This is a genomic window from Arthrobacter endolithicus (genome assembly GCF_026627425.1).
GTDB lineage: Bacteria > Actinomycetota > Actinomycetes > Actinomycetales > Micrococcaceae > Arthrobacter_M.
The window spans coordinates 1-24,864 of record NZ_JAPNLH010000015.1; the positions used below are offsets into that span (position 1 = coordinate 1).

The 24,864-nt window shown below is 65.0% G+C and carries 20 protein-coding genes and 2 pseudogenes; 8 read left to right on the plus strand and 14 right to left on the minus strand.

The genetic code is table 11. The features are described from left to right. The first annotated feature begins 525 nt into the window (after positions 1-525). Positions 526-1,539: a GmrSD restriction endonuclease domain-containing protein gene (locus tag OS914_RS13195; RefSeq protein WP_324290662.1), complete on the plus strand. Its 1,014-nt coding sequence runs from the start codon at positions 526-528 to the stop codon at positions 1,537-1,539. A 178-nt stretch (positions 1,540-1,717) separates the two neighbouring features. On the opposite strand, the gene OS914_RS13200 is transcribed toward OS914_RS13195, so the two are convergent. The 8 genes from OS914_RS13200 to OS914_RS13235 all read right to left on the minus strand — a co-directional run bounded on the left by OS914_RS13200 (position 1,718) and on the right by OS914_RS13235 (position 9,631). Beyond that, positions 1,718-3,106: an aspartate aminotransferase family protein gene (locus OS914_RS13200; protein ID WP_267546523.1), complete on the minus strand. Its 1,389-nt coding sequence runs from the start codon at positions 3,104-3,106 to the stop codon at positions 1,718-1,720. Positions 3,107-3,275: 169 nt separating this feature from the next. Further along, positions 3,276-4,238 (minus strand): PDR/VanB family oxidoreductase, encoded by a 963-nt coding sequence (locus OS914_RS13205; RefSeq protein ID WP_267546524.1) that lies wholly within the window; start codon positions 4,236-4,238, stop codon positions 3,276-3,278. Positions 4,239-4,262: 24 nt separating this feature from the next. Beyond that, positions 4,263-5,015, minus strand: a complete 753-nt coding sequence (locus tag OS914_RS13210) for an amino acid ABC transporter ATP-binding protein (protein ID WP_267546594.1) — start codon at positions 5,013-5,015, stop codon at positions 4,263-4,265. Between the two features lie 44 nt (positions 5,016-5,059). Further along, a complete protein-coding gene (locus OS914_RS13215) occupies positions 5,060-6,001 on the minus strand; it encodes an amino acid ABC transporter permease (RefSeq protein ID WP_267546525.1) in 942 nt (313 codons plus the stop codon). A 28-nt stretch (positions 6,002-6,029) separates the two neighbouring features. Beyond that, on the minus strand, positions 6,030-6,956 hold the full coding sequence (locus OS914_RS13220; RefSeq protein WP_267546526.1) for an ABC transporter substrate-binding protein: 927 nt from the start codon (positions 6,954-6,956) through the stop codon (positions 6,030-6,032). A gap of 49 nt (positions 6,957-7,005) precedes the next feature. Further along, positions 7,006-8,073: a M14 family metallopeptidase gene (locus OS914_RS13225; protein WP_267546527.1), complete on the minus strand. Its 1,068-nt coding sequence runs from the start codon at positions 8,071-8,073 to the stop codon at positions 7,006-7,008. Positions 8,074-8,090: 17 nt separating this feature from the next. Next, positions 8,091-8,540, minus strand: coding sequence for a hypothetical protein (locus OS914_RS13230; protein WP_267546528.1), 450 nt, complete (start codon positions 8,538-8,540; stop codon positions 8,091-8,093). Positions 8,541-8,548: 8 nt separating this feature from the next. Then, a complete protein-coding gene (locus OS914_RS13235) occupies positions 8,549-9,631 on the minus strand; it encodes an aromatic ring-hydroxylating dioxygenase subunit alpha (protein WP_267546529.1) in 1,083 nt (360 codons plus the stop codon). Positions 9,632-9,817: 186 nt separating this feature from the next. On the opposite strand from OS914_RS13235, the gene OS914_RS13240 reads away from it, so the two are divergent. Next, a complete protein-coding gene (locus OS914_RS13240; protein ID WP_267546530.1) occupies positions 9,818-10,516 on the plus strand; it encodes a GntR family transcriptional regulator in 699 nt (232 codons plus the stop codon). Here the strand turns inward: OS914_RS13240 and OS914_RS13245 are convergent. After that, on the minus strand, positions 10,488-11,870 hold the full coding sequence (locus tag OS914_RS13245; RefSeq protein WP_267546531.1) for an FAD-binding oxidoreductase: 1,383 nt from the start codon (positions 11,868-11,870) through the stop codon (positions 10,488-10,490). The two genes, OS914_RS13240 and OS914_RS13245, sit on opposite strands and share 29 nt — an antisense overlap. A 264-nt stretch (positions 11,871-12,134) precedes the next feature. On the opposite strand from OS914_RS13245, the gene OS914_RS13250 reads away from it, so the two are divergent. Further along, a complete protein-coding gene (locus OS914_RS13250; RefSeq protein WP_267546532.1) occupies positions 12,135-12,503 on the plus strand; it encodes a DUF1801 domain-containing protein in 369 nt (122 codons plus the stop codon). Between the two features lie 143 nt (positions 12,504-12,646). Here OS914_RS13250 and OS914_RS13255 read toward each other — a convergent pair whose 3' ends face one another. The 4 genes and pseudogenes from OS914_RS13255 to OS914_RS13270 all read right to left on the minus strand — a co-directional run bounded on the left by OS914_RS13255 (position 12,647) and on the right by OS914_RS13270 (position 16,444). After that, entirely contained in the window at positions 12,647-13,339 is a 693-nt protein-coding gene (locus OS914_RS13255) for a GntR family transcriptional regulator (RefSeq protein ID WP_267546533.1), read from the minus strand. A 4-nt stretch (positions 13,340-13,343) separates the two neighbouring features. After that, positions 13,344-14,027, minus strand: a pseudogene (locus OS914_RS13260) (ABC transporter ATP-binding protein); the annotation flags it as partial. Positions 14,028-14,441: 414 nt separating this feature from the next. Then, positions 14,442-16,289 (minus strand): gamma-glutamyltransferase family protein, encoded by a 1,848-nt coding sequence (locus OS914_RS13265; RefSeq protein ID WP_267546535.1) that lies wholly within the window; start codon positions 16,287-16,289, stop codon positions 14,442-14,444. Beyond that, positions 16,289-16,444, minus strand: a complete 156-nt coding sequence (locus OS914_RS13270; protein ID WP_267546536.1) for a hypothetical protein — start codon at positions 16,442-16,444, stop codon at positions 16,289-16,291. The genes OS914_RS13265 and OS914_RS13270 overlap by 1 nt, the downstream gene beginning before the upstream one ends. Before the next feature lie 173 nt (positions 16,445-16,617). Between OS914_RS13270 and OS914_RS13275 the strand changes: the two genes are divergently transcribed. Continuing rightward, positions 16,618-17,364, plus strand: coding sequence for a YoaK family protein (locus OS914_RS13275; RefSeq protein ID WP_267546537.1), 747 nt, complete (start codon positions 16,618-16,620; stop codon positions 17,362-17,364). A gap of 241 nt (positions 17,365-17,605) precedes the next feature. Here OS914_RS13275 and OS914_RS18265 read toward each other — a convergent pair. Beyond that, positions 17,606-17,731 (minus strand): annotated as a pseudogene (locus OS914_RS18265) (type II toxin-antitoxin system PemK/MazF family toxin); the annotation flags it as partial. 167 nt (positions 17,732-17,898) lie between these two features. Between OS914_RS18265 and OS914_RS13280 the strand changes: the two are divergent. Genes OS914_RS13280 through OS914_RS13295 form a run of 4 tightly spaced genes read left to right on the plus strand, consistent with a single transcriptional unit; the run spans position 17,899 to position 24,824 of the window. Further along, positions 17,899-19,392 (plus strand): DUF3375 domain-containing protein, encoded by a 1,494-nt coding sequence (locus tag OS914_RS13280; RefSeq protein ID WP_267546538.1) that lies wholly within the window; start codon positions 17,899-17,901, stop codon positions 19,390-19,392. After that, positions 19,389-20,051, plus strand: a complete 663-nt coding sequence (locus OS914_RS13285; protein WP_267546539.1) for a DUF4194 domain-containing protein — start codon at positions 19,389-19,391, stop codon at positions 20,049-20,051. The genes OS914_RS13280 and OS914_RS13285 overlap by 4 nt, the downstream gene beginning before the upstream one ends. Continuing rightward, on the plus strand, positions 20,051-23,533 hold the full coding sequence (locus tag OS914_RS13290) for an ATP-binding protein (RefSeq protein WP_267546540.1): 3,483 nt from the start codon (positions 20,051-20,053) through the stop codon (positions 23,531-23,533). Before OS914_RS13285 ends, OS914_RS13290 begins: the two co-directional genes overlap by 1 nt. Then, positions 23,523-24,824 (plus strand): Wadjet anti-phage system protein JetD domain-containing protein, encoded by a 1,302-nt coding sequence (locus OS914_RS13295; RefSeq protein WP_267546541.1) that lies wholly within the window; start codon positions 23,523-23,525, stop codon positions 24,822-24,824. Before OS914_RS13290 ends, OS914_RS13295 begins: the two co-directional genes overlap by 11 nt. The last annotated feature ends 40 nt before the right edge of the window (positions 24,825-24,864 follow it).

Here is a 24,864-nt window from a genome sequence, read left to right on the forward strand (position 1 = left end):
CTCAACCAATAAAAATAATCGGTATCGACAAAACTTGGCACACTATTGAGTTCTCAAACAACAGACGCACCCGCACTCAACGACCAAAAACAACCGTCTCGCTCCGGAGCAACTTGTCTAACTTACCGGATCAACGCCCGCCACGCAAATCGGCTAACCGACCCACCCAACAAACCCAAACCCACCCACACACCACAAAAAACAAGCGACACAAAATCACCGGACAAAACATCCGCAGAAAATGTGGGGGTCCGTCCCACCAGAACGGCGGCAACTAGAGAAACACTACCCCCCAACCACCCAAAACACCAAACCAACACCCCACCACCCCGCACAGCAAACTCCTCCTCCACCGGTCCCGTTGCGGGGCGATATCCTGTTGATACATTGACGTACTTACTTGGGGGACAAATGAATAGCGACTCTGCACAGCACGCTCGAGGTCACTTCCGTTCGGGAAACCGGTGGCGGTCCGTAATCTTTGGCTGTGGTGCGCTATTGCTGGTGCTGTCGGGCTGCGGAGGTGTGAGCAGCGCTGCCGCGCCCACCTCGGCAGTTTCCGCGCCCACTAGCGCCAGCTCGACGCCGTCGCCCACGGTTGTTGCCTCAGCTCCTGCCGCAGCTCCGGACGCAACTCCGCTGGACCCGGACGTTGTCCCGGTTGTAGAACTGGCCGCTGCAACAGCCCCCAAGGCCCAGCCCGCCAGTGGCAGTAAAGCCTTAGCGGTCCTGTCCACCCTTGCTGTTAAGGGAAGGGCACCGAAGACCGGCTATGCCCGGACGCAGTTCGGCCCGGCGTGGGCGGATGTGGATCACAACGGATGCGATACCCGCAATGACATTCTCAAACGGGATCTGACCGGCGTCACCGCCAAGGCCGGCACCCGGGATTGCCTGATCCTGACCGGGACCTTGCAGGATCCGTACACCGCAACCGTCATCCCCTTTACACGTGGGGCGGTTACGAGCACCGCCGTCCAGATTGACCACGTCGTGGCGCTTAGCGACGCATGGCAAAAGGGTGCGCAGCAGCTAACGCTCGCGCAGCGGACCGCGCTGGCCAACGATCCGTTAAACCTGCTGGCCGTTGACGGTCCTACAAACCAGAAGAAGAGCGACGGCGACGCGGCCACCTGGCTGCCACCGGCGAAGAGCTACCGCTGCGACTACGTATCGAGGCAGATCTCGGTAAAGGCAACCTACGGACTGTGGGTTACGCAAGCCGAACATGATGCCATGGCCGGCATCCTCGCCGATTGTGCGCAAATGTTGGTGCCGACGGATCAAGCCGCCCCGGCCCAGGTGCAGGAAGCCGCGCCGGCACCCGCACAGCCCGCCCCCGCCGCGCCGGCACCAGTCGTCCCGCCGGCACCAGTCGTCCAGCCCGCGCCCGTCCCGCCCGCGCCCGTCCCGCCGGCACCTGCTTATTATGCGAATTGCGCCGCTGTCCGGGCCGCCGGCGCGGCTCCGATACTCATCGGTCAGCCAGGCTATCGGTCCGCTTTGGATCGCGACGGCGACGGTGTCGGCTGCGAGTAAGACGGCGTCGGGTCTGAGTGTGACGGTATCGGCTGACCCTGCGCTGCGCGCAGCAGGGTTCAGCTGCGCCGGCTCCGCCGTAGCGTAGGGAACGGTCCACGGTAGCGCCTCTTGGGCAGCCACTCGGGGAGCGTACCCGAGGCCAACGCACGGCACGGCCCGCACGGCGAATCCGCGCTTAGGCGGCAAATCCGTCGGCGATATCCAGCACTTCGTCAACGATAGTCAGACCCAGTCGGGCGTCTTCTGCACTGATATTGCAGGGAGGCACCACATGGATCCGGTTGAAATTTGAAAACAGCAGCAGGCCGCGGGACTTCGCTTCGGTTATCACCTGGTTCATCTCGGGACTGGAGCCGCCGTAGGCAGCAAGGGGCTCCCGCGTCCGGCGGTCCTTGACCAGTTCAATGGCCCAGAAGACGCCCCTCCCGCGGACCTCGCCGATCACACGGTGCCGGCTGGCGAACGCCTGCAGCGCCGGTCCGATCACTGTGTCGCCAATGGCGGCGGCGTTTTCCACGATGTGCTCATCCTCCATTGCGTCGAGGGTGGCGACGGCGGCGGCGCAGGCAAGCGGGTGACCGGAGTAGGTCAGCCCGCCGGGGTAAACGCGCTTGCCGAAGGTCGCCGCGATCTCCGGGCTGATGGCTACGCCCCCCAATGGAACGTAGCCCGAGGTCACACCCTTGGCGAAGGTGAGCAGGTCCGGTGCCACATCGAAATGCTCGACGGCGAACCACTTGCCGCTGCGGCCGAACCCCGACATTACCTCGTCTGCGATAAAGACAATGCCAAACTGCGTTGCCAGCTCACGAACGCCCTGCAGATAGCCCGGTGGGGGGAGGTAGATTCCCGCCGTGCCGGGAATGGATTCGACCATGATGGCCGCAATGGTGTCCGGCCCCTCAAGGCGGATCACCTGCTCCAGATGTTCCAGCGCGCGCTGGCCCTCCTCCTCCTCGGTGCTTGAGTGGAACGCCGACCGGTACAGGTAGGGCGGGAAGAAATGGATGGTCCCTGCGGTGGCGGTGTCGCTGGGCCAGCGGCGCGGATCCCCGGTGATGTTCACCGCGAGTTCCGTGCCCCCGTGATAGGACCGGTAGGCGGAGAGCACCTTGTGCCGACCGGTGTGCAGCCTTGCCATTCGCACGGCGTGTTCATTGGCATCTGCTCCCCCGTTGGTGAAGAAGATCTTGTCCAGGTTTCCGGGCGTGCGCGCGGCAATCAGCCGGGCAGCCTCGGAACGGGCGTCGTTCACATAGCTCGGTGCAATGGTGCATAATCTTTTGGCCTGTGCCGCGATGGCCGCCGTAACCCGCGGATGCTGATGACCTATGTTCGTGTAGACCAGCTGGGAGGAAAAGTCCAATAATTTATTGCCGCGTCCGTCCCAGATATAGGACCCCTGCGCGGCGCTGATCACCATCGGGTTGATCAGATCCTGGGCGGACCACGAGTGGAAAACGTGCTTGCGGTCCAGATCGTAAGCACGTTGGGCTGCAGCCTGGTCGATGTGAATTGCGCCGGCGTCCGAAACAGCCGTGTCCGGTTCGACGGGGATAGTCATGGCTTGTTCCTTTTTTCAGTCAGTGGCGGGGCCGGACTAATCATTCTGCAAAAAGCCGAGGCTGATCCCGCCGTGGCTGGGATCGAGCCAGCGCGGGGTGACGACCTTGCCTCGGTGAAGAAGTTCACGCCCTCGGTACAGGCCATAGGCCGCCGCCAGCCGGAAGCAGTCAGGCCTCCAGGACCAACCGCCGACCCCGGCACCGTGAGACACAGATCATCATGGTATCCATGGCTGCCCGCTCGTCCTCGGAGAGCAGGCTGTCCCGGTGGTCGATCTCCCCCGCCAGCACCGTTGTTTCGCAGGTGCCACAGATCCCCTCGCGACAGGAGCTGAGCACCGGCACGCCGGCGTCCTCCAGGGCCTTCAGGATGCTGGTATCGGCGCCCACCTCCACCTCGGTCCCATCTGCGAGTTCCACGGTGAAGGCGTGGTCGCCCGCCACCGGAGCGGCCGCGGCGGCATCCGCCGGATCGGGCACAAACTTCTCAAAGTGGAAGCGTGATTGGTCCGCCCAGGAGTCCGTCATGGACTGGATGACCTTTAGCAGCGGCCCCGGTCCGCAGGTGTAGAGATGGAACCCGGCGTCCGCGGTATTGAGGAGGTCCGCCAGCGGAAAGAGTCCGTTTTCGTCGTCAGCATGGATGTGCACGTTGGGGCCGTAGGCCTCAAGCTCATCCAGGAACGCCATACTCTTCCGGCTGCGCCCCAGATACACCAAACGCCAAGGCACCGAGCCTTCCGCCGCCCGGCGGATCATCGGCAAAATCGGCGTGATGCCGATGCCACCGGCAATGAAGACATACTCGTTGGCGGCTGCAAGCGCAAAGTTGTTCCGGGGCGCCCTGATCTGGACCTTCGATCCCGGCTGTAGCTCATCGTGGACGTACGCGGAGCCGCCTCGTCCGTTGGGTTCGCGCAGGACGGCGATACGCCAGTGGGAGTTTCCCGGCTCGGAGCAGAGCGAGTACTGACGCAGTACGCCGTTAGGCAGCAGCACGTCAACGTGTGCGCCGGGTTCCCATTCCGGCAGGGCCTCCTCCAGCGGGTGCGTCAACACAAGGGAGAGAACACAATCTGATTCGCGGTTGATGGCGCTGACAGTGACGTCAAAGAACTCTGTTAGTTTCATGACTCTTACTTTCGGTGTCCGGTCTTACAGGACCGAGGCCAGGAAGGCCTTGGTCCTCGGGTGTTGGGGATTGGTGATGACGTCCCGCGCGGGGCCCTGTTCAACGATCACGCCGTCCGCCATGAACACCACTCGGTCCGCAACGTCGCGGGCGAAATTCATCTCATGTGTCACCACCACCATGGTCATTCCGGACTGAGCCAGGTCCTTGATAACTTTCAGGACTTCCCCCACCAACTCCGGGTCAAGGGCGGACGTCGGCTCGTCAAAGAGCATCAGCTTAGGCTCCATGCACAGGGCCCGGGCGATCGCGACCCGCTGCTGCTGGCCGCCGGAAAGCTGGCGGGGGAAGGCATCGGCCTTGTCCGCCAGACCCACAGCGTCGAGCAGTTTCAGGGCCCGCTCCCTGACAATGGAGCGTTTCTGTTTGAGCACCAGCCGCGGCGCCTCCATCAGGTTCTCCAGCACGCTCATATGCGGAAAGAGATTGAAGTGCTGGAATACCATGCCGATTCCCGTCCGGTTCCGGCAGACCTCGCTGTCCTTCTGCTCATGCAACCGCGTGCCCTTGATGTCATACCCCATCACCTTGCCGTCGACCCACATACGTCCGCCGTCGATACCCTCCAGATGGTTAATACAACGCAGGAACGTGCTTTTGCCGGATCCTGACGGGCCGATCAGGCAGACTACCTCGCCGGCCTGCACTTCCAAATCGATCCCGTTTAGCACCTGGAGTTTGCCGTAGTTCTTCTCAATTCCGTCCGCTCTGACCATCGGCGTCGCCGACTGAGAAAGGAGAGGTTGGCTTGCCGTCGCGCTCACAGTTTTCCGCCTTTCCGGGCCAGCCGGTCATGGGTGTTGAAGAAGAGGGTGATCCTTTGCAGCGGCGTCAGCGGCAGGTTCCGCTGGCCGCCCTTGGCGTAGCGGCGTTCCAGGTAGTACTGCCCCACGCTCAGGACGGAGGTCACCACGATGTACCACAAGCTGGCCACGATCAGCAGCGGGATGGTCTGGAACGTGCGCGCGTAGATGATCTGCGAGGAGTAGAGCAGCTCAGGTACGGAGATGACGCTGACCAGGGCCGTGGTTTTGAGCATGCCGATGGTTTCATTACCCGTCGGCGGAATAATCACCCGCATGGCCTGCGGTAGGATGATCCGCCGCAGCGTGTGCAGCCGGTTGATGCCCAGCGCCCCGGCCGCCTCCAGCTGGCCATTGTCAACGGAGAGAATCCCGGCCCGGACAATTTCCGACATGTAGGCACCCTGGTTGAGCCCCAGGCCCAGTATCGCCGCGAAGATCGGGGTGATGAGCTGGTTGGCGTTCAGCGCCACCCCGGGAATCCCAAAGCTGATCAAGGGGTACAGTGCGGCCAGATTGTACCAGAACAGCAGCTGCACCAGCACCGGGGTGCCGCGGAAGAAGTTGACATACCCAAAGGCCGCCGTCCGCACCACCGGGTTCAGCGAGAGCCGCATGACGGCCAGCACCACGCCGATCACCACACCGATGGCCATGCAGACCACCGTGAGCATCAAGGTGACGCCGATGCCGTTGATGATCGATACGTCCCGCAGGTACTTCCCCACTGTCCCCCAGCCGAACCTCGGATTAGTGAAGACCGATTGCAGCAGCACCGCAAATACAGCAAGGATGAGGACGGCGGACGCCCACCTTCCGGGGTGCTTGGCCTTCACAATGGTGTAGTGGTCCCGTGTCCTCGCGGGCACTTCGTCGGCCACGGTTATCTGGGTACTCATGCGAATTTCCTATCCTGTCTTTTCCACGCTACTTAGCGGTGACCTTGTCAACCGTGATGGTGGTGCTGGCCGGAATCGACCACTTGGCGTTGATCTCGCCGTAGGCCGGGCTGCCGACAATCGCTTTCATGGCCGCCTCGATGGCCGGACGCAGTGCGGAATCCTTGGGCAGCGCAACGCCCACCGGCTCCGGCTGGTAGTCCTCTCCGGCGGCCAGTTCGAACTTTTTCCCGGCCAACGTTCCCTGGTACGCCAGCGAGACGCTGTCGGCCATCACGCCGTCCACCCGTCCAGAGGTCAGGGCAAGATTGGCATCCGTCTGCGCGGGGAACAGCTGGGCGTCAATGGCCGGCTTCCCGGCGTCGGTGCATTCCTTGGACAGCGCCGGCATGACGTCCAGGGACTGGCTCGAGCCCTTCTGCGCCGCGACCTTCTTGCCGCACAACGTCTCCGCCTTCATGGAGAGCTGCTGCGGGTTTCCGGGCGCGACGGCTATTCCGGATCCGCCGTCCATGTAAGGAACAAAGTCAACCGCCTTCTTCCGCTCCTCCGTGATGGAGAAAGCGGACATGCCTGCGTCGTACTTCTGCGACGTCAAACCGGGCAGGATCGTGTCAAAGGTGGCCGCCACGTGCTCGGCCTTCAATCCCAGCGTTTGCGCCAGAGCGTCTCCCATATCGACATCCCAGCCGATCATTGTCTTGTTGTCTGTGTCGAAGTACTCGAACGGCGGGTAGGTAGGGTCGGAGCCGATGACGAGGGTTCCCTTGTCCCGGACCGCGGCCGGCAGCAGCGCCCGGGCCTGTTCGTTGACGCTGACTGCGGTTTTTGAAGCAGCCGCGGCCGGCTGGCCGCTCGCGGCGGATTCATCGATCGACGCCGTGGTGCAGCCGCTGGCGGCCAAGAGAGTGGCTCCTGCGGTGAGGAGCAGTACCGCTTTGTGGGTAAAACGCATTGTTTTGCCTTTCGTGGTGCAGCCTGGGAGATCGGATGGTGCGGAGGAATTAAAGTTCCGGTTCGGCGCAGAGTGGGGCCACCTGAGCCAGATGACAGCCCGGCCGCACCAGAGTGGGTCGGCGGATGATAGCCACCACGCCGTCGACGGAGGCGTGGAAAACCTTGGGTTGGCGCTCAAGCTCGTCTACAAAATGCACGCGGCCTACCTCGTCCCCGGCCAGCACACGCTGGCCCAGATCAACCAGCGGCTCGAACAGACCGCCCGCGGTGGTGGTGACGGCGGACCCGTCCACCAGTTCGATCCAAACGGTCTCCGGCCGTACGGGAGCACTGACCGGCACGCAGGACTCATCCGTGCCGGCCAGCGGCATGACGCCGGTGCTCGCCAGCAGCGCGGCGAGACCGTCCCGTGCCCGGGCCAGCACCCCGCGATCCACCGTCCCGCCGCCGCCAAGTTCGGTGGACAGCGTCAGAATGCCGGCGTCGTCGCCTGCGGTGCTCAGGGAACCGGGCTCCAGCCGCGGCGGCACCACCATGGTGTAGGGCAGTGCCATGCTGCGCGCGGCCGCGACCTTTTGTGCCCACAGCGCCTCATCCGGGCCGCGGTACAAGAACATGCTGGGCACGTAGATGGAGTTGGTGCCGCCGGAGTGCAGGTCGACGACGACGTCGGCCCTGGGCAGCAGGCCGCGGCTGATCAGGTGGGCCACCTGGCCGGTGGGGGCGCCGCAGGCATCCCCTGGATAACTGCGGTTCAGATTGCCCTGGTCCACCGGGGAAACCCGGCTGCCGGCCAGCACTGCGGCGTAATTGGCGGAAGGAACCATGATCAGGGTGCCGGTGAGGCGGTGCGGATCGACGCTGCGGATCAGCTCATGCAGCAGGATCTGGCCCTCGTATTCGTCCCCGTGCGTGCCGGCGACCAGCAGCACCGTGGGGCCGGCGCCGGAACTGAGCACTGCGACCGGCACTGGGATGACCGAGCCGTCGTAGACATTGTCGGAATGTACCACCTGCCCATATCCGAGCTGCCGGCCGGTGCGGGAGAAGTCGATGCCCGCCACGCTGACACCCGCGGCCGCGCTGGCTCCCGCGGGCCCATCAGCTGTAGCCATGATTGTGGTGCCTGGCATCAGGGTACCCAACGCAGGGCGTGCGCGCGCACCGGGGCCAGGGAAACGACGTCCACACGAGCCTCGCCGGCGGGCAGCGAAAGCCGGAGCGTTTCGTCGTCCTCACCCTCCACGACGAACACATCGCCGGGCCGCAGCCAGCGTTCCCATGGACCTTCGGCCGAAGCCACCAAGGCCTCCCCCGCCAGTGCGGCCACCACCAGTTGCGTGCCCGCCGGGCGATTCAGGAGTCCCGTGTAACCGTTGCTGTACTGCTGGGTTTCCGGCCGGATGTGGTCCGGGTCGGCGCTGACTTCAACGCCTGGCCGGGCACCGGTTTCATCCAGGCTGATGGTCCAGCGCCACGGGTCCCCGCGTTCGGCGGTGTCCGGCGAAGCCGCAAGCGTCCTGGTGCCGCGCTCCGGCTGCGTCTCTATTCCCAGGGCATTGGCCCGCACAAGCATCCACATATCGTCCCCTAAGCCGACCGGGGAGCAGCAGGCTCCCGGGTTGCCACCGGAGCAGCGACGGTTTGTCCATTCTTCGGTTTTTCTTTCTGCTGCTGTTCTTTCTTCAGGAGTGCGGCCAGAATGCGCCGGGCCTTGGCCACGCCACCGTCCTGGGCAATCAGGACGTCGAACTCGCCGGCAGGGCGGTCCTGCATGCCAATCTCTTGGGCTTCAAGGGCTGAGGCGTCTTCATCCAGTACGGTGGCCAGACCAACGTGCAGGTCCGCGGTGGCCTGTGCATCATCGATGGCGAAGTTGCGGCTGAACGCGTAGTAGTACCAGGAATTGTGCTCATCGATCGGCGTGATGCCGTTGAGCACCTTGATCAGGTAGCCCTCTTCACGCGGGCGCCCCTCGCCGGTGATGCCCGAGTGCAGCACGTGCAGGTTAGGGACGAAGAACTCGGTGCAGTGGAAGCGGTCAAAAAGGCCGCGCGCGTCCATGGTGTCCGCGTACAGCGGCGGCGCCACCACGGAAGGCATCAGCCGATCGACGCTGACCACGTTATTTTCCACTTCAACCGTGATGCCGTGTTCGTAAATGTAGTCATCGCCGACGGTGGTTTTGTGCAGGAAGGACTCGTGGGTGAGGTCCAGCAGATTGTCGTGAATCAGGTCGGCACGGCACTTGAAGTGATATGAGTGCGTCACCGTGGCCCATTCCGGATCCACCATCCAGTGCGTGTCCGGCACGTCCGCCGGATCAGCCAGCTCGGCGTCCCCCGTCCAGACCCAGATCCAGCCGTCCTTCTCCACGATCGGGTACTTACGTACGCGCGCCCGTTCCGGGATTGTGGTCTGCGCGGGCACCTTGGTGCAGACGCCGTCGGCCCCGTACGTAAAGCCGTGGTAACCGCACTCCACCGAATCGCCAATGGTGCGGCCCTCGGAAAGGGGAAAAGCGCGGTGGGCGCAACGGTCAGCGAGCGCAACAGCAGTGTTGTCCTGGGTCCGGAACAGCACAATCGGCTGTTCACAGATGACCCGGCGCACCGGTTTGCGGGTTACGTCGGTGGACCATGCGGCTACATACCACGTATTCAAAACGTACATTTCAAGCCTCCTTGCTCGGGTGTATACACTGTATACGGCGAATACAGGAGGGTCAAGAAATTTTGTGAGGTTGCTCACCGTCGGGGCAATTCCCGCCAGGGCGGCGCGCACTAGACTTTGACAACCGGCCTACGCTGACGACAGTCCTTAACGGAGCCGACCCTCCACCACAATCGGAGAATCCGAATGGCATCAATGCCCAGCACCATCAGGACGAGCGATCCCCGTCCGTTGGCTGTCCGCGTCTATGAGCAGATCAGCTCCGACATCATCGACGGTAAGTTTGCCCCCGGCTCGGCGCTGGTCCAGGAGCAGGTCGCCGCGCAGTACGGCGTTTCCCGCACACCCGTCCGCGATGCACTGACCCAGATCACCCAGGCTGGCCTGGCTACCCTGGTCCCGGGCCACGGCTACATCGTCAACGAGCTCACCGATCAGGACGTCAAGGATGTTTATGAGGTGCGCTACACGCTCGAAGCCCTGGCTGCCCGACAGTCCTGTGGCAAGCACTCCCCGGGCCAGCTGGTCCGGCTGCGCGCCATGATTGATGAATTTGAGACCGTGGAACCGTCCGACGCCGCCGGGCTGTTCCAGCTGGGGCGCCAGTTCCACACCGCCCTGATCGAACCGTGCCCCAACGAATACCTGCGCAGCACGCTCGCCAGCATGTGGGAACATCCGGTCCAGCGCCGGATCACCATGACCTACCGGCAGGGCCCGGAGCATCAGGCCAAGGTGGCGCTTGACCACCGGCGCATTCTTGAGGCGCTGACGACCAATGACCCGGACACCATTACCGAGGTGCTGCGCATCTGCCACGACCCGTCGGACTTCCGGCCCGGCCCGGCGGTTGATCCTACGAGGGGAACGCCTTTCCGGGATTGAGCAGTCCCGCCGGATCCAGTGCTGCCTTGATGCTGCGGTGCATCCCGATCACGCGCGGTGCAAACTCCGCGAGCATTCCCGGCAGCTTCAACAGCCCGACGCCGTGTTCACCCGTCGTCGTTCCGCCCAGTTCCAGTGCGTCCGCCACGATCTGGTCGAACGCGCCTTTCGCGCGCGACTTGGCGCCGTCGTCGTCCACGGGGGCAATGATCAGCGGGTGCAGGTTGCCGTCTCCGGCGTGGGCTATGTTGGCGATCTTGGTATCGAAGCGCCGCGCGGTGTCTTCGATCCGGCGAAGCATTTCCGGCACAGCGGTCCGCGGCACGCAGACGTCCTCGGTGAGGACGGGGCCAAGCCGCTCCAGTGCCGGGTAGGCGAGCCGGCGGGCCAGAAACAATTCCTCGGCATGCTCGGCGCTGAGCGACCGCTCCGCCTTGGTTGCTCCCGCAGCGGTAAAGATCGCATGCAGCGCCTCGGTCAATTCCTCTCCCCTGGTCCCCGGTTCGTCCACCGATGCCAGCAGGAGCACGCCGCCCTCCTGGGAGAGTCCCAGGTGCTGCCAATCGTCCACCGCCTGCAGACACGTCCGGTCCACCAGCTCCAACGCGGCGGGAATGATCCCGGCCCGGCTGACGGCCGCCACGGCGCGCCCGGCGTCCACCAAATCGGCGAAGTAGCCCGCGACAGCCCGGTTTTCCCGCCCCGCCAGCGGCAAGAGCTTTAGGGTCGCTTCGGTGATGATGCCCAGCGTCCCCTCCGAACCGACCATGAGGGCGGTCAGATCGTATCCGGCGACGCCCTTGGCGGTCCGCCTGCCAAGGTCCACCACCGATCCGTCGGCAAGCACCACTTTCAGACCCAGTACGTAATCCCGGGTTACGCCGTACTTGACGCAGCACAACCCGCCGGCGTTGGTGGCAATATTGCCGCCGATGGTGGAAATCTTGTAACTGGCCGGATCCGGCGGGTACCAGAGTCCCTCCACAGCGACAGCCGCACGAAGCCGATCATTAATCACCCCGGCCTGCGTCCGGACGAACCGCTCGTCGGCATTGATTTCCAGGATGGCTGTCATGAGCTCCAGCGAGACCAGCAGGGAGTTCGCGACGGCATTAGCCCCGCCGGATAATCCTGTTCCGGCACCCCGGGTGACCACGCGGACCTTCTCCGTTGCCGCAATCCGAACCACGTCCGCGACCTCTTCGGTCGTTGCGACCCGGATCACCGCCAGCGGTGGCACAAAGTCAGCCCACTCGGCGTCGTCGTGACTGTATTCCAGCAGTGAGGGCCCATCGGTCAGAATCCGGTCGGCCGGAACGACACCGTGCAGGCGCGCCAGAAGATCAGAGCTCATTCTTCGCACGCTACCACGCGCCATCCGTACGGGCACCGGTTGAACAGCCCCGGAGAAGCACCGCAATTCCCGGGGTCTTGTATGGCAAGCAATACCACCCGCGCATCGCCCGCCGGCGGTGCTCTTGGTGCGGGCAAAATGACGCCGCAATGTAGCGGGTGCGGCTCCGTAGGATGAATATATGACCTTCGTAATCTATTCGGAGCACCGGCTGGAGCCGTTACTTTCGGAGCGTGAGCCGGTCTCCGGTCTGAGCGCTGACTCATGAAGTCCACAGTCGTCCGCTATCTCGACAACCTGCCCGACCCGTGGCCCCGTCAGAGCGCCGAAGCCGTCATCATGATGATCCGCGGAGCCGGCGTACTGGACGAATTCATCAAGTGGGGCCACCCGTACTTCAGCCTGCGCGGCCACGCGATTGTCAAAATCTATACCGCCCGCGACTGGATCAACGTCTTCTTCTACCAGGGCGCTGAACTCCCCGATCCGACCGCACTGCTGGGCGCTGAAGGGCGAAGCAGCATGCGCAGACTGCAGATTTTCCGCGGCCAAGGGATGCCGGGCGGTTTACCGGAACTCATCCGTCAAGCGATCATCCACGCGGAGCAGAGCGGACAACCCCGTCCCCGCTGATGGAAATCAGCTATCCGCTGCCGGCGCTGCTCGAAGATCAGGTTGCAGGTGCATCCGGGCCAAGAAGGAATCCATTTCTCAACAGGCGTTTCTCAACAGCGCCAGCTCAACAGCCCCTGTCGCAGCAGCCGGATAGTGCTTAGTCAAGAACACGCTCGTTCACTCGGGACCGGGGGCGAAAACCTGTCCATGTAACCGGTCCTGGACTTGTGCACGTGGCCGCCCATCCGCTGTTCCGCCGCGGAAACGTCGCCGGCGTCGATCGCAGCCATGATGGAACGGTGTTCGCTCCACGCCTGCCGGCCCCGCGAGCCGACGTCGGCGGCGTACAGCCATTCAATTTTTCCGGCAATCTGACGCAGTAGTGCGGTGAGCGATGCGCTTGCGCTCAACTCGGCGACGCCGAGGTGAAAGCGGACGTTGAGCTCGGGCAGGAGGTTCAGGGTGTCGTCGAATATGGCGGCGTCACCGGCATCAAGAATTTCCGCGATGTCCTTGCGCGTTTTCCACCAGTTCCCGTCGGGGACACCTGCGGAAAACTGTGCCGCGGCCTGCTTGGCGGCCCGCCGTGCGATTGCCGCCTCAAGGGCCTCCCGGACGGCAAACAGGTCGTCCGCGTCGTCCACCGGAATCGCCGCGACGGTGGAGCCGGCATAGGGTTTGGATTTGACGAAGCCCTCGGCTTCCAGTGCGTGCAGGGCCTCGCGGACCGGCACCCGGGAGATGCCGTATTTTTCACCAAGCGAGGCCTCGGTGATGCGTGTCCCGGCGGAAAGCGTGCCTGAGATGATATCGCGGCGAATCTCGTCCTGAACGCGCTGCTTCGGCGCGGGCATGTCCTTAGCTGGCGAACGCGGCACCGGGGATCGCTCCAAGTAGCTCCTTCGTGTAATCGTCTCGGGGCGCGAGGAAGACCTGATCCACATCGCCGTTTTCGATCACTTTACCGGATTTCATCACCACCACATTGTGGGCAATCTGCCGGACGACGGCCAGATCGTGGGTGATGAAGAGGTATGTCAACTCCGGCTCCAGTGCCAGCGCCCGGGCAATCGCCACGCGCTGGCGCTGCCCGCCGGAGAGTTCATTGGGGCGGCGCTGGGCCACGGTGCGCGGCAGTGCCACCTGGTCCAGCAGTTCCGCCACCCGCTGCTGCCGGCTCTCCTTGCCGCCGACCTTGAAGATGCGCAGCGGCTCATCGATCAGCCGCTCGATGCTGAACGTCGGGTCCAGGGACCCGTAAGGATCCTGGAAAACCGGCTGTACCTTCCGCAGCAGCCCCCGCCGGTCGCCGGCGTTGCTGCCGGTGATGCTCTTGCCCTCGATCAGGGCCTCGCCGCCGGTCGGATCCTCCAGCCCCAGAATCATCCTGGCTACCGTGGTCTTGCCGGACCCAGACTCCCCAACTACCGCCGTCGTCGTGCCGCGCGCAACGGTGAAGCTGACGTCGTCGACCGCGGTCACCAGGGAGCCGCGTTGACCCCTCAGCCGGAACTCCTTGCGTAGGTTCCGCACGGAAAGAATCGGTTCGGCGGCACCCGGTTCGGACGTGCCGCCGTCGAGCGCCGCGGTCGGAACGGACGACGACGGCGCCACGGCCCCCGCTGCCGTCGCGGCGACCGAGGGGGCTGCGGCAACCAGACGCTGTGTGTACTCCTCGCGGGGCGCGAGCAGAATCTGCGCCGGAATGCCGACCTCCACGATCCGCCCCTCGGACATCACGATGATGCGGTCGGTGCGGTCCGCGGCGAGCCCCAGATCGTGCGTGACGAACAGCAGGGAGGTGCCGCGCGCGTCCACCAGCGTCTGCAGCTGGTTCAGGATCTGCCGCTGCACGGTGACGTCCAGCGCCGAGGTCGGCTCGTCGACGATCAACAGTTCCGGCTCGCCCGCCAGCGCGATGGTGCGGTCCCGCCGTTTCCGGCGTCCCGTGCTGTTTCAGCGTCCTGCTGCATATCCCTGCGCGCCTCTTGGATTGGCGGACGCCTTCAGTACGCCCGTGTGCGGATCCCGGACGACGGACGAGAGCCTGCCCAGCGCCCAGTCGCCGGCCCGGGTGATCAGATGCCCCCGCCGCTCCAGCTCAGCGATGACGTCCTCGCCCAACCTGTCCTCCACCACGGCACCGCCGGGGGTCCAGGTGCGGGGGAAGAAAGAGCCTGGAATGCTGGTGGTGTGCAGGGCGGGGGCATCCACTGCCTGCTGCGGCGTGTACCCGCCGACGATGGTCCGCAGCAGATACAGCAGCTGCCACTGATCCTGCTGATCCCCGCCCGGGGACCCCAGAGCTGCCACCGGCTGGCCGTCCTTGAGTACCAGGGTGGGTGTCAAAGTGGTCCGCGGCCTCTTACCCGGAGTGAGTGTGGAGGGCGAGCCGTCCTCCAACCAGGTCATCTGCAGCCGGGACCCGAGCGCAAAGCCCAGCTCGGGGATGGTGGGGGAAGACTGCAGCCAGCCGCCGGAGGGGGTCGCGGAGATCATATTGCCCCAGCGGTCCACCACGTCGATGTGGCAGGTGTCACCGCGCGTCTCCCCGGTGTCCAGCACCGTCGGCTCGCCCACGCCGGCGAACGTGGTGTCGCTGCCGTTCGCCCTGCCCGGGGCTTCTGCGTTGCCGGCCAGCACCGGCGGCAGGTACTCGATACGCAGCGGCGGGGTGAAAACGGTATGTCCGGGAAGGGACCCGGGGCGGAACTCGTGGGATGCGTGTTCTTCGATCTGGGCGCGGCGGACGGCCGCGTATTCCTTGCTCAGCAAAGAGTCCATGCTGACGTTGGAATCCCCGTAGTAGGACTCCCGGTCAGCAATGGAGAGCTTCTGTGCCTCCAGAATGGTGTGGGCGCCCAGCGCGGTGGAAGGGTCCAGGTAGTCGTCCGGGAAACCGTCCAAAATGGCCAGCGTCTGCAGCAGCGCAGGTCCCTGGCCCCAGGGACCGGTCTTGGCGATCGTGTAGCCGCGGAATTCCAGCACGGTGGCAGGCTCGTAACCGGCGGTGAAACCCGCAAAGTCCGCTTCCGTCATCACGCCGGCCAGGTCCGCGCCGGAGGAGTGCCGGTGCGGGATCTGCGTGAAGGCGGCCGCGGCCGCCGCCACGAAACCCTGACGCCATTCGGTCCGGGCCGCGTCAATGCGCGCTTCACGCGATGTCACTGTGCCCTGCGTTGCCGCCGCGATCAGGCGGTCCAGCACCTGCGCGTAGGCCTCATTTTTTAGCATCTCCCCTTCCTCGGGGATCCGCCCGTCGGGCATCCATAGTGCCGCCGAGGTGGGCCAGTGCTCGGTGAACAGTTCCGCCACCGACGCAATGGTGCTGCCCACTCGGGCCAGGGCCGGGTGCCCGTTGCGCGCGTAGCTAATGGCAAAGGCCAGGATGTCAGCCAATTCCCAGGTGCCGTGGTCACGCAGCAGCGTCAACCAGCCATCTACCGCTCCCGGCACCGCGGCAGCGAGGCCGCCGGCACCGGGAACCATGTCCAGCCCCAGGGCCCGGTAGTGCTCCGGCGTCGCCCCCGCCGGAGCCGGCCCCTGCCCCATCAGGACCGTGGGCTCGGCGGGATTCTCCGCGGTGGCGAAGACGGCCGTCATGTCTCCGCCGGGACCATTGAGGTGGGGCTCGACCACGTGCAGGACAAATGCGCCCGCTGCCGCCGCGTCGAAGGCGTTCCCGCCGCGCTCCAGCACCGCCTGGGCGGTCGCCGTCGCCAGCCAGTGTGTTGAGGCGCTCATACCGAAGGTGCCCTGAAGCGTGGGGCGGGTGGTAAACGAATCAGGTGCTGTGAAGGCCATTAAGGTTTCTTTCGGCTGGTTTTGGTGGGGTCCAGGGCGTCGCGCAGGGCATCCCCGAAGAGGTTGAAAGCCAGGCAGATCACGGCAATGCCGATACCGGGGAAGATCGCGGCCGTCGGAGAGCGGAAAATATACTGCTGCGCGTCCGAGAGCATGATTGCCAGGCTTGGCGTGGGCGGCTGGATGCCCAGCCCGGGGAAGGACAAATTGGTGGTCCGAGCGGCATACGGGCCTCGATCGATCTAAGGTTTGTGACATTGCATACAATCGTTCCTAAGAACCTAAACTTTGTATTCAGTAATTACAAGACCTGACTGAGGATCCTGCCGTGAAATCGAACTTTTCCGTCTCCACAGCGCGTTTGCACCTGTGCTTGATGCTTACCCTGACCTTTTCCACCGGCGTCGTGGACGCCGTCGGCTACCTAGGGTTGGACCGGGTCTTCACCGGAAATATGACCGGGAACGTCGTCCTGCTCGGCATGGCCTTCGCTGGCGGCGCCCATCTGCCCATCCTTCGCCCGGCGCTGGCGCTGCTCTTCTTCATGCTTGGAGCGGCCCTGGCCGGCCGCGCCCTGCGCAACGCCCCCGAGGGCTGGTCACACCGCACGTCCGTGGCCCTGTTGATGACGGCGGCTGGCATCACCGCTTTGGCATTTTTCGTCGGCTTCTCCCCGGTGCAGGGGAATGAACTTCTCGGCAGCATCACCACTTCGGTGCTCGCCCTGACTATGGGCATCCAGGCCGCCACCGCCAAGCGGCTCAAGGTTGCCGAAATCACCACCGTCGTGGTCACCTCCACCATCACCGGCCTCGCCTCCGAATCGCGCCTCGCCGGCGGGAAAAGCCCGCACTGGGTCCGGCGCGCGCTGACCATCGGCCTGATCATGCTCGGTGCCATAGCCGGGGCCGCCGCACTGCACCTGCACTTGTGGATGGGCCTGGCCATCTCCGCCGTACTTGCCTCCGCGGTAACGCTGGTCGGACACCGGCGATGGCTGCAGGAAAACGCGGCGGCGGGCGCCGGCGACAGCGGCTGGGCCGGCAGCGGGAATGTAGCCTCAGTTTCAGCCTGATGCTCCGACTGGCGGACCGTTCCGCTGGCCCGTCCCTCGATCGTCGTGAGGGAACCAACCTGCAGGACGACGACGTCATCGCGTTCAGGGCAACGGCCCCCTTAGGCGCGGGGCAAAGATCCGCTACAGGTCCACGACCCGTGCGAGGGCCTCGTCGACCCGTTGCATCTCCTCGACGGTCAGAAAGCCGGCCCGGCGACGGACACCAGCGGCCAAAAAAACTGGTCACCTGTGCGCTGGTGCTGGTGGAGGCAACGATCCAGGTACTGAGCGTGAGCCAGTCCGGCTGCAGCACGACGGCGTAGCGCCGGCCCTGCTGTTCGTGGCCCCTTCCGCGCGCGGGCAGCCGGTAGACCTCACCCCTCATGCAACGCGGCCATATCCTGCGCGATCGCCCGAATCTCGGCAAGGTCCCCTACGTCGTCCATAATGGCCGCCCCCGGTTTAGACGGACGCGGCTGCTACAGCAGGTGCGCCGGTCTTTTACGGGTGCGGCACCGAGGACCGCGGCGGCCGCAGCGGGTGTCCATTAGCATGGAAGCAGGCACAGAGCCGGGAACCGGGCAGCAGCCGCAGAGGAACAAAATGGACTACTACGCGATAAATGCGCTGCGTGAAAACCACGCCGGGTGGTCCCTGCTCCGCGCCCAAAACGCCCCGCTGGCGGTATGTCTTTTCATGGCGGCCTTCACCGGGCCGAACCAGCGCAACATCGGCCGCCAGCAGCTGATCGACGCCCTCGACGACCTGCTGTTCGGCCTCCGTGATTCCTTCGGCGAGGACAGGTTCCCGCGCCCGGCCTCGGAGTACCTGGACGACTGGGCGGCGCCGGAGCGGGCCTGGCTGCGCAAATACTATCTACCCGGTGCGGATGAGCCCCGCTACGACCTCACCGCCGCCTCAGAAGACGTGGTCCGGTGGGTGGAGAGCCTGCGCGGCCGGGACTTCGTGGCCACGCAATCCCGCCTCACCAGCATCTTCGCGGTGCTCAAGACCCTGGTCCAGCAGTCCGAGACGGACCCGGAGGTTCGCCTGGCGGAGCTGGCGCGGCAGCGCGACGGCATCGACGCGGAGATGGAACGGATCCGCAGTGGCAACGTCCGGGTGATGAGCGCCCCGGAGGCTCTGGACCACTTTCAGCAGTTGACCACGCTGGCCAAGGACCTGCTCTCGGACTTCCGTGAGGTGGAGCAGAACTTCCGCAAGCTGGACCGCCAGGTCCGGGAACAGATAGCCACCTGGGACGGCAGCCAGGGCGAGCTGCTGGTTTCCATCTTCGCCAATCAGCAGGACATCACTAGTTCGCTGCAGGGCCGCACCTTCCAGGGTTTCTGGGACTACCTCATGTCCCCGCAGCTTCGCACGGAGCTGCGGGACCTATTGGAACGGGCCACGAAAATCGAGGCCCTGGCCGGTGTGGAAAACCTGCAGGCCGTGACCACGCTGCACCAGGATTGGCTGCCGGCCGTGGAGCAGACCCAGGGTACCGTCCGGCAGCTGTCGGCCCAGATGCGCCGCCTGTTGGATGACAAGGTGTTCTTGGAAAATAAGCGGATCATGCAGCTGGTCCGGAGCATCGAATCCGGCGCCCTCGCCCTGCGAACGCAGGCGCCGGGCGGCGTGTTCACCGGGATCTCGGCGCCGTCGGTAGAGGTCGCGTTACCGTTTGAGCGCCCGCTGTATGAGCCGAGCCGACGGACCGTGGTGGACGACGACGTCGTGACCGCCGACGACGCCGACGTGGATGCGGGAGCGCTGTTCAGCCAGTTCCACGTGGACCCGGACCGGCTCAAGGCCAATATCGACGATGTCCTGGCCGACGCCGGCCAGGCGACCCTCAAGGAGATCACCTCCGCGCATCCGCTATCCCAGGGCCTTGCCGAGCTGGTGGCCTACTACCAGCTGGCTACGGATTCGGACTGGGCCAGCATCGACCCCGGAATCGTTGAGCAGTTGTCCTGGACCTTGCCCGATGGCAGCATCCGGGAAGCCACCGTTGACCAGATCGTGTTTGGAAGGCCTGCATGACCAGCACAGAGGAACACGCAAGCACCGAACAGGTTACCCGCACGCCGGAGGAACTTCCCGCCGTCGTCACCCGGCTATTCAAGGGAGTGGTCTACGCCGAGGGGGACGAGAGGCTCTGGCAGTCGCTGCTGGGACTGGTCTCCCAGGTCCGGGATTACGTTGCCGTCCTGGGCCTTGACTTGATCCTGGACGAGCCGGAGGGGTACGCGTTCCTGAGATCCCGCGAGGACGCCGACGGCACGCTGCCCCGACTGATCCCGCGCCGCCAGCTGACCTTCAATGTCAGCCTGCTGCTGGCACTGCTGCGCGGGAGGATGCTTGAATTCGACACGAACAGCAGCGAGCTGCGGCTGATTATGACCGAACAGGAGATCGCCGACATGGTCGCGGTGTTCCTCCCGGAATCCAGCAATGAGGCCCGCATTCTTGACCAGCTCGGCACCAACATCAAAAAAGTGGTGGAGTTGGGCTTCCTGCGGAAACTGCGCGGACAGCTTGGCACCTACGAGGTAGCCCGCATCCTTAAGGCCTACGTGGATGCGCAGTGGCTTGAAGAATTCGACGCCAGGCTGGCCGACTACAGGGCATCCCTTGGCGGCGGCGCGGGAGAAACCACCCTTGACACAGCCGCCAAAGAGACCGTGAAGGCGCAGAGCTGATGACCACCGAACTGCAGGACAGTCTCTTCACCCTTGAGGAGCCTGAAGATACAACAGACGACGGCGGCATGCAGCCGGGCTTCCGGCTGCACCGTTTGGAGCTGCTGAACTGGGGCACGTTCCACGAGGGGGTGCGGGTGTTCCTGCTCGATGGCGACAACAGTCTACTGACCGGGGACATCGGCTCGGGAAAATCGACGGTGGTGGACGCCATCACCACGCTGCTATTGCCGGCGAACCGGATCGAGTACAACAAGGCCGCGGGTGCTCAGAAGAAGGAACGCAGCCTGATGTCGTACGTGCGCGGCTTCCACAAGAGCACACGGGGAGCCGGGGGCGAGCATTCCAAGCCCGTCGCTCTGCGCGGTACCGGAGCCCTGAGCGTGGTCCTGGGCGTCTTCCACAACGCTGTTCTGGGCAAGTCCGTCACGCTGGCCGTCACGCTGTGGGCCACCCAGGAGGCCGGACAGCCGAGCCGCTTCTACTCACTCGCCGAAATGGAGCAGTCCATTGCGGGGGACTTCTCCCACTTCGGCAAGGATCCGGCCAAGCTCAAGAAGAAGCTGCGGGCCCAGGGCGCGTCCGTCCACGATTCCTTCGACCCGTACGCCGCGGCCTTCAAGCGGCAGTTTGGCATTGGCGGGAACCAGGCCATGGACCTGTTCCACCGCACGGTGTCGATGAAGCAGGTGGAGAACATCACCTCCTTCGTGCGCACCAACATGCTCCAGGATGACGACGTCGACGCCCGGATCGGCAACCTGATCCACCACTTCGATGACCTCAAGAAGGCCCATGACGCGGTGCTGCGCGCGAAGGACCAGATCAGGCTGTTGACACCGATCCGGGACGGCGCTGCAACCTACGCCCGGCTGAGCGCAGAGGATGGGCTGGCCCGTGCACAGCGGGACCAGCTGCACCCTTGGTTCACGGACCGCAGGCTGTCGCTGAGCCGCGAACACCAGGGCGAGCTGGAACGGACCGGCCACCGGCTGGAAGTGGACAGGAACAAGCTGACCGAAGACATCACGGCGCTGCGGCACGAGCTTTCCGGCGTCCAGGAGGATATCCGCAGCAACGGCGGTGGCCGGCTGGAGGCCATTGCCGCCGAGGTGGCCCGGCTCGCCGGTGAATCCCGGACGCAGCGGCAGCGCTTCGAAACCTACGCTCTGGCCGCCGCAGAACTGGGTCTGCAGATGCCCGAAAACCGCGTCAATTTTGATGCCAACCGCGCACGCCTGGACCAGGTCGAGGCCGGCCTGGGCGGCAAAACGGCAAAACTGCACGGCAGCCGCACGGCTTTGACTATTACCCGGGCTGAGCTGACCGGACGCACCGCGGAGCTCACGGCGGATCTGACCAGTCTGCAGGCCCGCACCAACCTGCTCCCCCGCGCCCAGCTTGAGCTCCGCCGTCGGCTGTCCGAGGCCACCGGCATCGCCGAAAGCGACCTTGCCTACGCCGGCGAACTGCTGCGCGTGCGCGACGGGGAGTCCCTGTGGGAGGGCGCCGCGGAACGCACCCTGCGCGGCTTTGCCCTCTCCCTGCTGGTTCCGGACCAGCACTACGCGGCCGTCAGCAATTGGGTGGACGGCAACAACCTACGCGGCCGGCTGGTCTATCTGCGGATCCAGGACGCCTACTCGCCCAAGGCGGCCGCCCCCGGCACGCTCGCCGCCAAAATCGCCATCAAAGCCGGCACCGGCTTCCGCGACTTCCTGCTCGATGAACTCGCCGGCCGCTTCGACCACTTCTGTGCCGCCACCATGGAGGATTTCCGCCGCCATCCCAAGGCGCTGACCGCCAACGGCCAGCTCAAGGGAGGCCGGGGCAGGCATGAGAAGGATGACCGCAAGGACCTGGCGGACCGCAAAAACTACGTGCTCGGCTGGGACAATCACGACAAGATCAGCCGCTTCCACGCCGAACTTGAGGACGTCACCGGTCAGCTGGCCGGCACGGATGCGCAGCTGGCCAAGGTGGACGCGTCGCTGGGCAAGCTTGGCCGGGCAAACCAGCAGCTCGGCAGCCTGCGCTCCGTCGCCGATTTCGCCGAGATCGGCTGGCAGCTCACGGCCCGCCGCATCGAGGAACTCAGGGAGGAAAAACGCCAGCTCGAATCCACCAGTGACGTCCTGGCCCAGCTCACGGCCAAGGAAGCGGATACCTTGCTCCGGCTGGGACGGCTGGAAGAGCAGGCGGGGAAAATCCAGCAGCGCCTGGGCGCCAACGAAAAAGACGCTAAGGACATTGCCGAGGCGATCGAAGAGTGCCGCACGGTTCTCGCCGCTGCTCCCCTGACGGGCGACGGCGTCGTGCTGGCCGCCGTCGCCAGGCTTGCCGCCGCTGAACTCACCGGCAAGCCGCTCACCTACCGGAACACCGCAACGGTGGAGAGCACCGTGCGGACCGGACTGACGGAAACCATCGATGCACTGACCAAACGCATTGCCCGGGCAGCGGAGGGCACGGTCCGTCAAATGGCCGATTTCCGAAACAAGTATCCGAACGCAACGACCGAAATCGACGCGTCACTGGACTCTGCCGCCGAATTCGACAGGCTTCTGGAGGAGCTGGCCAGCAACGGCCTACCCCGTTTCGAGGCGCACTTCAAGGAGTCGCTGAACCAGAACACCATCCACGAGGTGGTGGCGTTCAATGCCTTCCTGGACAGCCGGCGGCAGGACATTGTGAACCGGATCGGCGAAATCAATCTCTCGCTGGCCGGCATTGAATACAACCCCGGCCGGCACATCCAGCTGGAGCACCAGAACACTACGGACCTTGACGTGCGCCAGTTCGGCATCGATCTGCGGGCCTGTTCGGAGGGGACCATCGGGGACGACGACCAGTACTCCGAACAGAAATACCTGCAGGTAGAACGTCTGATCGAGCGCTTCCGGGGGCGCGACGGCTTCACCACGCTGGATGAGAGGTGGACCGCCAAGGTCACGGACGTGCGCAACTGGTTCACCTTCTCCGCCTCGGAAAAATGGACGGAAACCGGCGAGGAATACGAGCACTTCACCGATTCCGGCGGAAAATCCGGCGGTCAGAAGGAGAAACTGGCCTACACCATCCTCGCCGCCGCCCTGGCCTTCCAGTTCGGGCTCGGCGCGGGCAAGGGCGGCGGTGGCCGTGGCTCCAGTGGTGGGGCCGGACGGCCCGGTGCCGGCAGGTCTGCGGACAGTGGCCGCAGCTTCCGCTTCGTGGTCATTGATGAAGCCTTTGGCCGCGGATCCGACGAATCCGCCAGATACGGCCTGGAGCTCTTCCAGCGGATGAAACTGCAGCTGCTGATCGTCACGCCGCTGCAGAAGATCCACGTGATCGAGCCTTTCGTTTCCCATGTGGGCTTCGTGGCCAATCCCAACGGCAATGATTCGCAGCTGCGCAATATGACCATCCAGGAATACCGTGCCGAGCGGGACAGGCGCACCGAACCGGACATCTCTGCCGGGCGGGACATACATGCCGGCTGACCCCCGGCGCTCCTGGACCACCCTGGCCACGCTGCGCGGCCTGTCCAAGGGGTTGTGGGACAGGGGCCAGCTGCTGCGCGAACTGGTGGAGCCCACCGAAGCCTATCCCCGCCGTCGCGCGCTGAAACGCCCCACGGCCGCCGAACTGCGCAGCGACTACCCTGCTGCCCGGGCCTGGGCCGCCGAGCTGTTCGCCGCCGCCGGGAAATTCTCGCTGGAAACCACGGAGGCCGGCCGCACCACCATCGGTTCCAACACGCTCCCCTCCGCCGCCGTCTTCGGCACCGCGGAGGATGAGATCGCCTTTGCCGGCAGGACCCAGGACGCCGCGCGGTTCCGGAAACTGGCCGCGGAGCTCCTCGAGCTCGACGCCGCGTTGGGCAGCTGGGTTGCCAAGCGACCGCTGCAGCTGCTGGAGCTCGACGGCGCCGCGCTGACTGCCGCCCGCGCCGCCCGCTGGCTGCGGGACAACCCCGCGCCCGGCATCTACATCCGCCAGCTCAGCCTCCCCGGCGTTCACACCAAGTTCATCGAAACGCACCGCCGAATCATCGATGAGATGACCGCTGCGCTGCGGAGCCTGGACGCTGCCGAAGACGACGCAGGGACCACCCTGCGGGAAGACGTGGCCGGCGATAATGCCATCGACGACGATCCGAACGGCGCGGCGCTGTCCGGCGGACCCGCCGGACACGCTCTCCTCAGCGATCCCGCCGCACGAACCCCGGCAGCACGCTTCGCTGCCCGGCATGGGTTCGCGCACCCGCCCGAGCAGGTCCGCTTCCGCATTCTGGACCCCGGCCTTCCCGCCCTGGGCAGCGCGCGGGACATTACCGTCACGGCCGAGGCCTTCGCGTCCCTCCACCTGCCCGTGCGGACCATCATCGCCACCGAAAATCTGGTCAATTTCCTGGCCCTGCCCGAACGCCCGGACACAGTCGCCCTCTTTGGCCGCGGCTACGGCTTCTCCGCCCTGCGTGAAGCGCACTGGCTGCGGCACTGCGAAATTCTCTACTGGGGAGACCTGGACACGCACGGCTTCCGCATCTTGGATCAGCTGCGCGCGGTGCATCCGCACGTGGTCAGCCTCCTGATGGACCAGGAGACACTGCTGGCCCACCGTGACGCCTGGGGACACGAGCCCTCCCCCTCGCGGGCCGCCCTGACCCGGCTGACCGAGGCGGAATCCGCCGTCTACAAGGAGCTGGGCAGCGATGCTTACGGCCGGGCCGTCCGGCTGGAACAGGAACTCATCCGCTGGGACTGGGCGCTGGAGCGGCTCCTGCGCTAGCTTGCGCACGGGGCGTTCTCTCCCCCAAATGACAAAGCCA

Excerpts from the sequence above, each read along its gene's own strand:
- OS914_RS13200 (WP_267546523.1), bottom strand. The coding sequence starts at position 3,106 with ATGACTATCCCCGTCGAACCGGACACGGCTGTTTCGGACGCCGGCGCA.
- OS914_RS13205 (WP_267546524.1), bottom strand. The coding sequence starts at position 4,238 with ATGAAACTAACAGAGTTCTTTGACGTCACTGTCAGCGCCATCAACCGC.
- OS914_RS13210 (WP_267546594.1), bottom strand. The coding sequence starts at position 5,015 with ATGGTCAGAGCGGACGGAATTGAGAAGAACTACGGCAAACTCCAGGTG.
- OS914_RS13215 (WP_267546525.1), bottom strand. The coding sequence starts at position 6,001 with ATGAGTACCCAGATAACCGTGGCCGACGAAGTGCCCGCGAGGACACGG.
- OS914_RS13220 (WP_267546526.1), bottom strand. The coding sequence starts at position 6,956 with ATGCGTTTTACCCACAAAGCGGTACTGCTCCTCACCGCAGGAGCCACT.
- OS914_RS13225 (WP_267546527.1), bottom strand. The coding sequence starts at position 8,073 with ATGGCTACAGCTGATGGGCCCGCGGGAGCCAGCGCGGCCGCGGGTGTC.
- OS914_RS13230 (WP_267546528.1), bottom strand. The coding sequence starts at position 8,540 with ATGTGGATGCTTGTGCGGGCCAATGCCCTGGGAATAGAGACGCAGCCG.
- OS914_RS13235 (WP_267546529.1), bottom strand. The coding sequence starts at position 9,631 with ATGTACGTTTTGAATACGTGGTATGTAGCCGCATGGTCCACCGACGTA.
- OS914_RS13240 (WP_267546530.1), top strand. The coding sequence starts at position 9,818 with ATGGCATCAATGCCCAGCACCATCAGGACGAGCGATCCCCGTCCGTTG.
- OS914_RS13245 (WP_267546531.1), bottom strand. The coding sequence starts at position 11,870 with ATGAGCTCTGATCTTCTGGCGCGCCTGCACGGTGTCGTTCCGGCCGAC.
- OS914_RS13250 (WP_267546532.1), top strand. The coding sequence starts at position 12,135 with ATGAAGTCCACAGTCGTCCGCTATCTCGACAACCTGCCCGACCCGTGG.
- OS914_RS13255 (WP_267546533.1), bottom strand. The coding sequence starts at position 13,339 with ATGCCCGCGCCGAAGCAGCGCGTTCAGGACGAGATTCGCCGCGATATC.
- OS914_RS13265 (WP_267546535.1), bottom strand. The coding sequence starts at position 16,289 with ATGGCCTTCACAGCACCTGATTCGTTTACCACCCGCCCCACGCTTCAG.
- OS914_RS13270 (WP_267546536.1), bottom strand. The coding sequence starts at position 16,444 with ATGCTCTCGGACGCGCAGCAGTATATTTTCCGCTCTCCGACGGCCGCG.
- OS914_RS13280 (WP_267546538.1), top strand. The coding sequence starts at position 17,899 with ATGGAAGCAGGCACAGAGCCGGGAACCGGGCAGCAGCCGCAGAGGAAC.
- OS914_RS13285 (WP_267546539.1), top strand. The coding sequence starts at position 19,389 with ATGACCAGCACAGAGGAACACGCAAGCACCGAACAGGTTACCCGCACG.
- OS914_RS13290 (WP_267546540.1), top strand. The coding sequence starts at position 20,051 with ATGACCACCGAACTGCAGGACAGTCTCTTCACCCTTGAGGAGCCTGAA.
- OS914_RS13295 (WP_267546541.1), top strand. The coding sequence starts at position 23,523 with ATGCCGGCTGACCCCCGGCGCTCCTGGACCACCCTGGCCACGCTGCGC.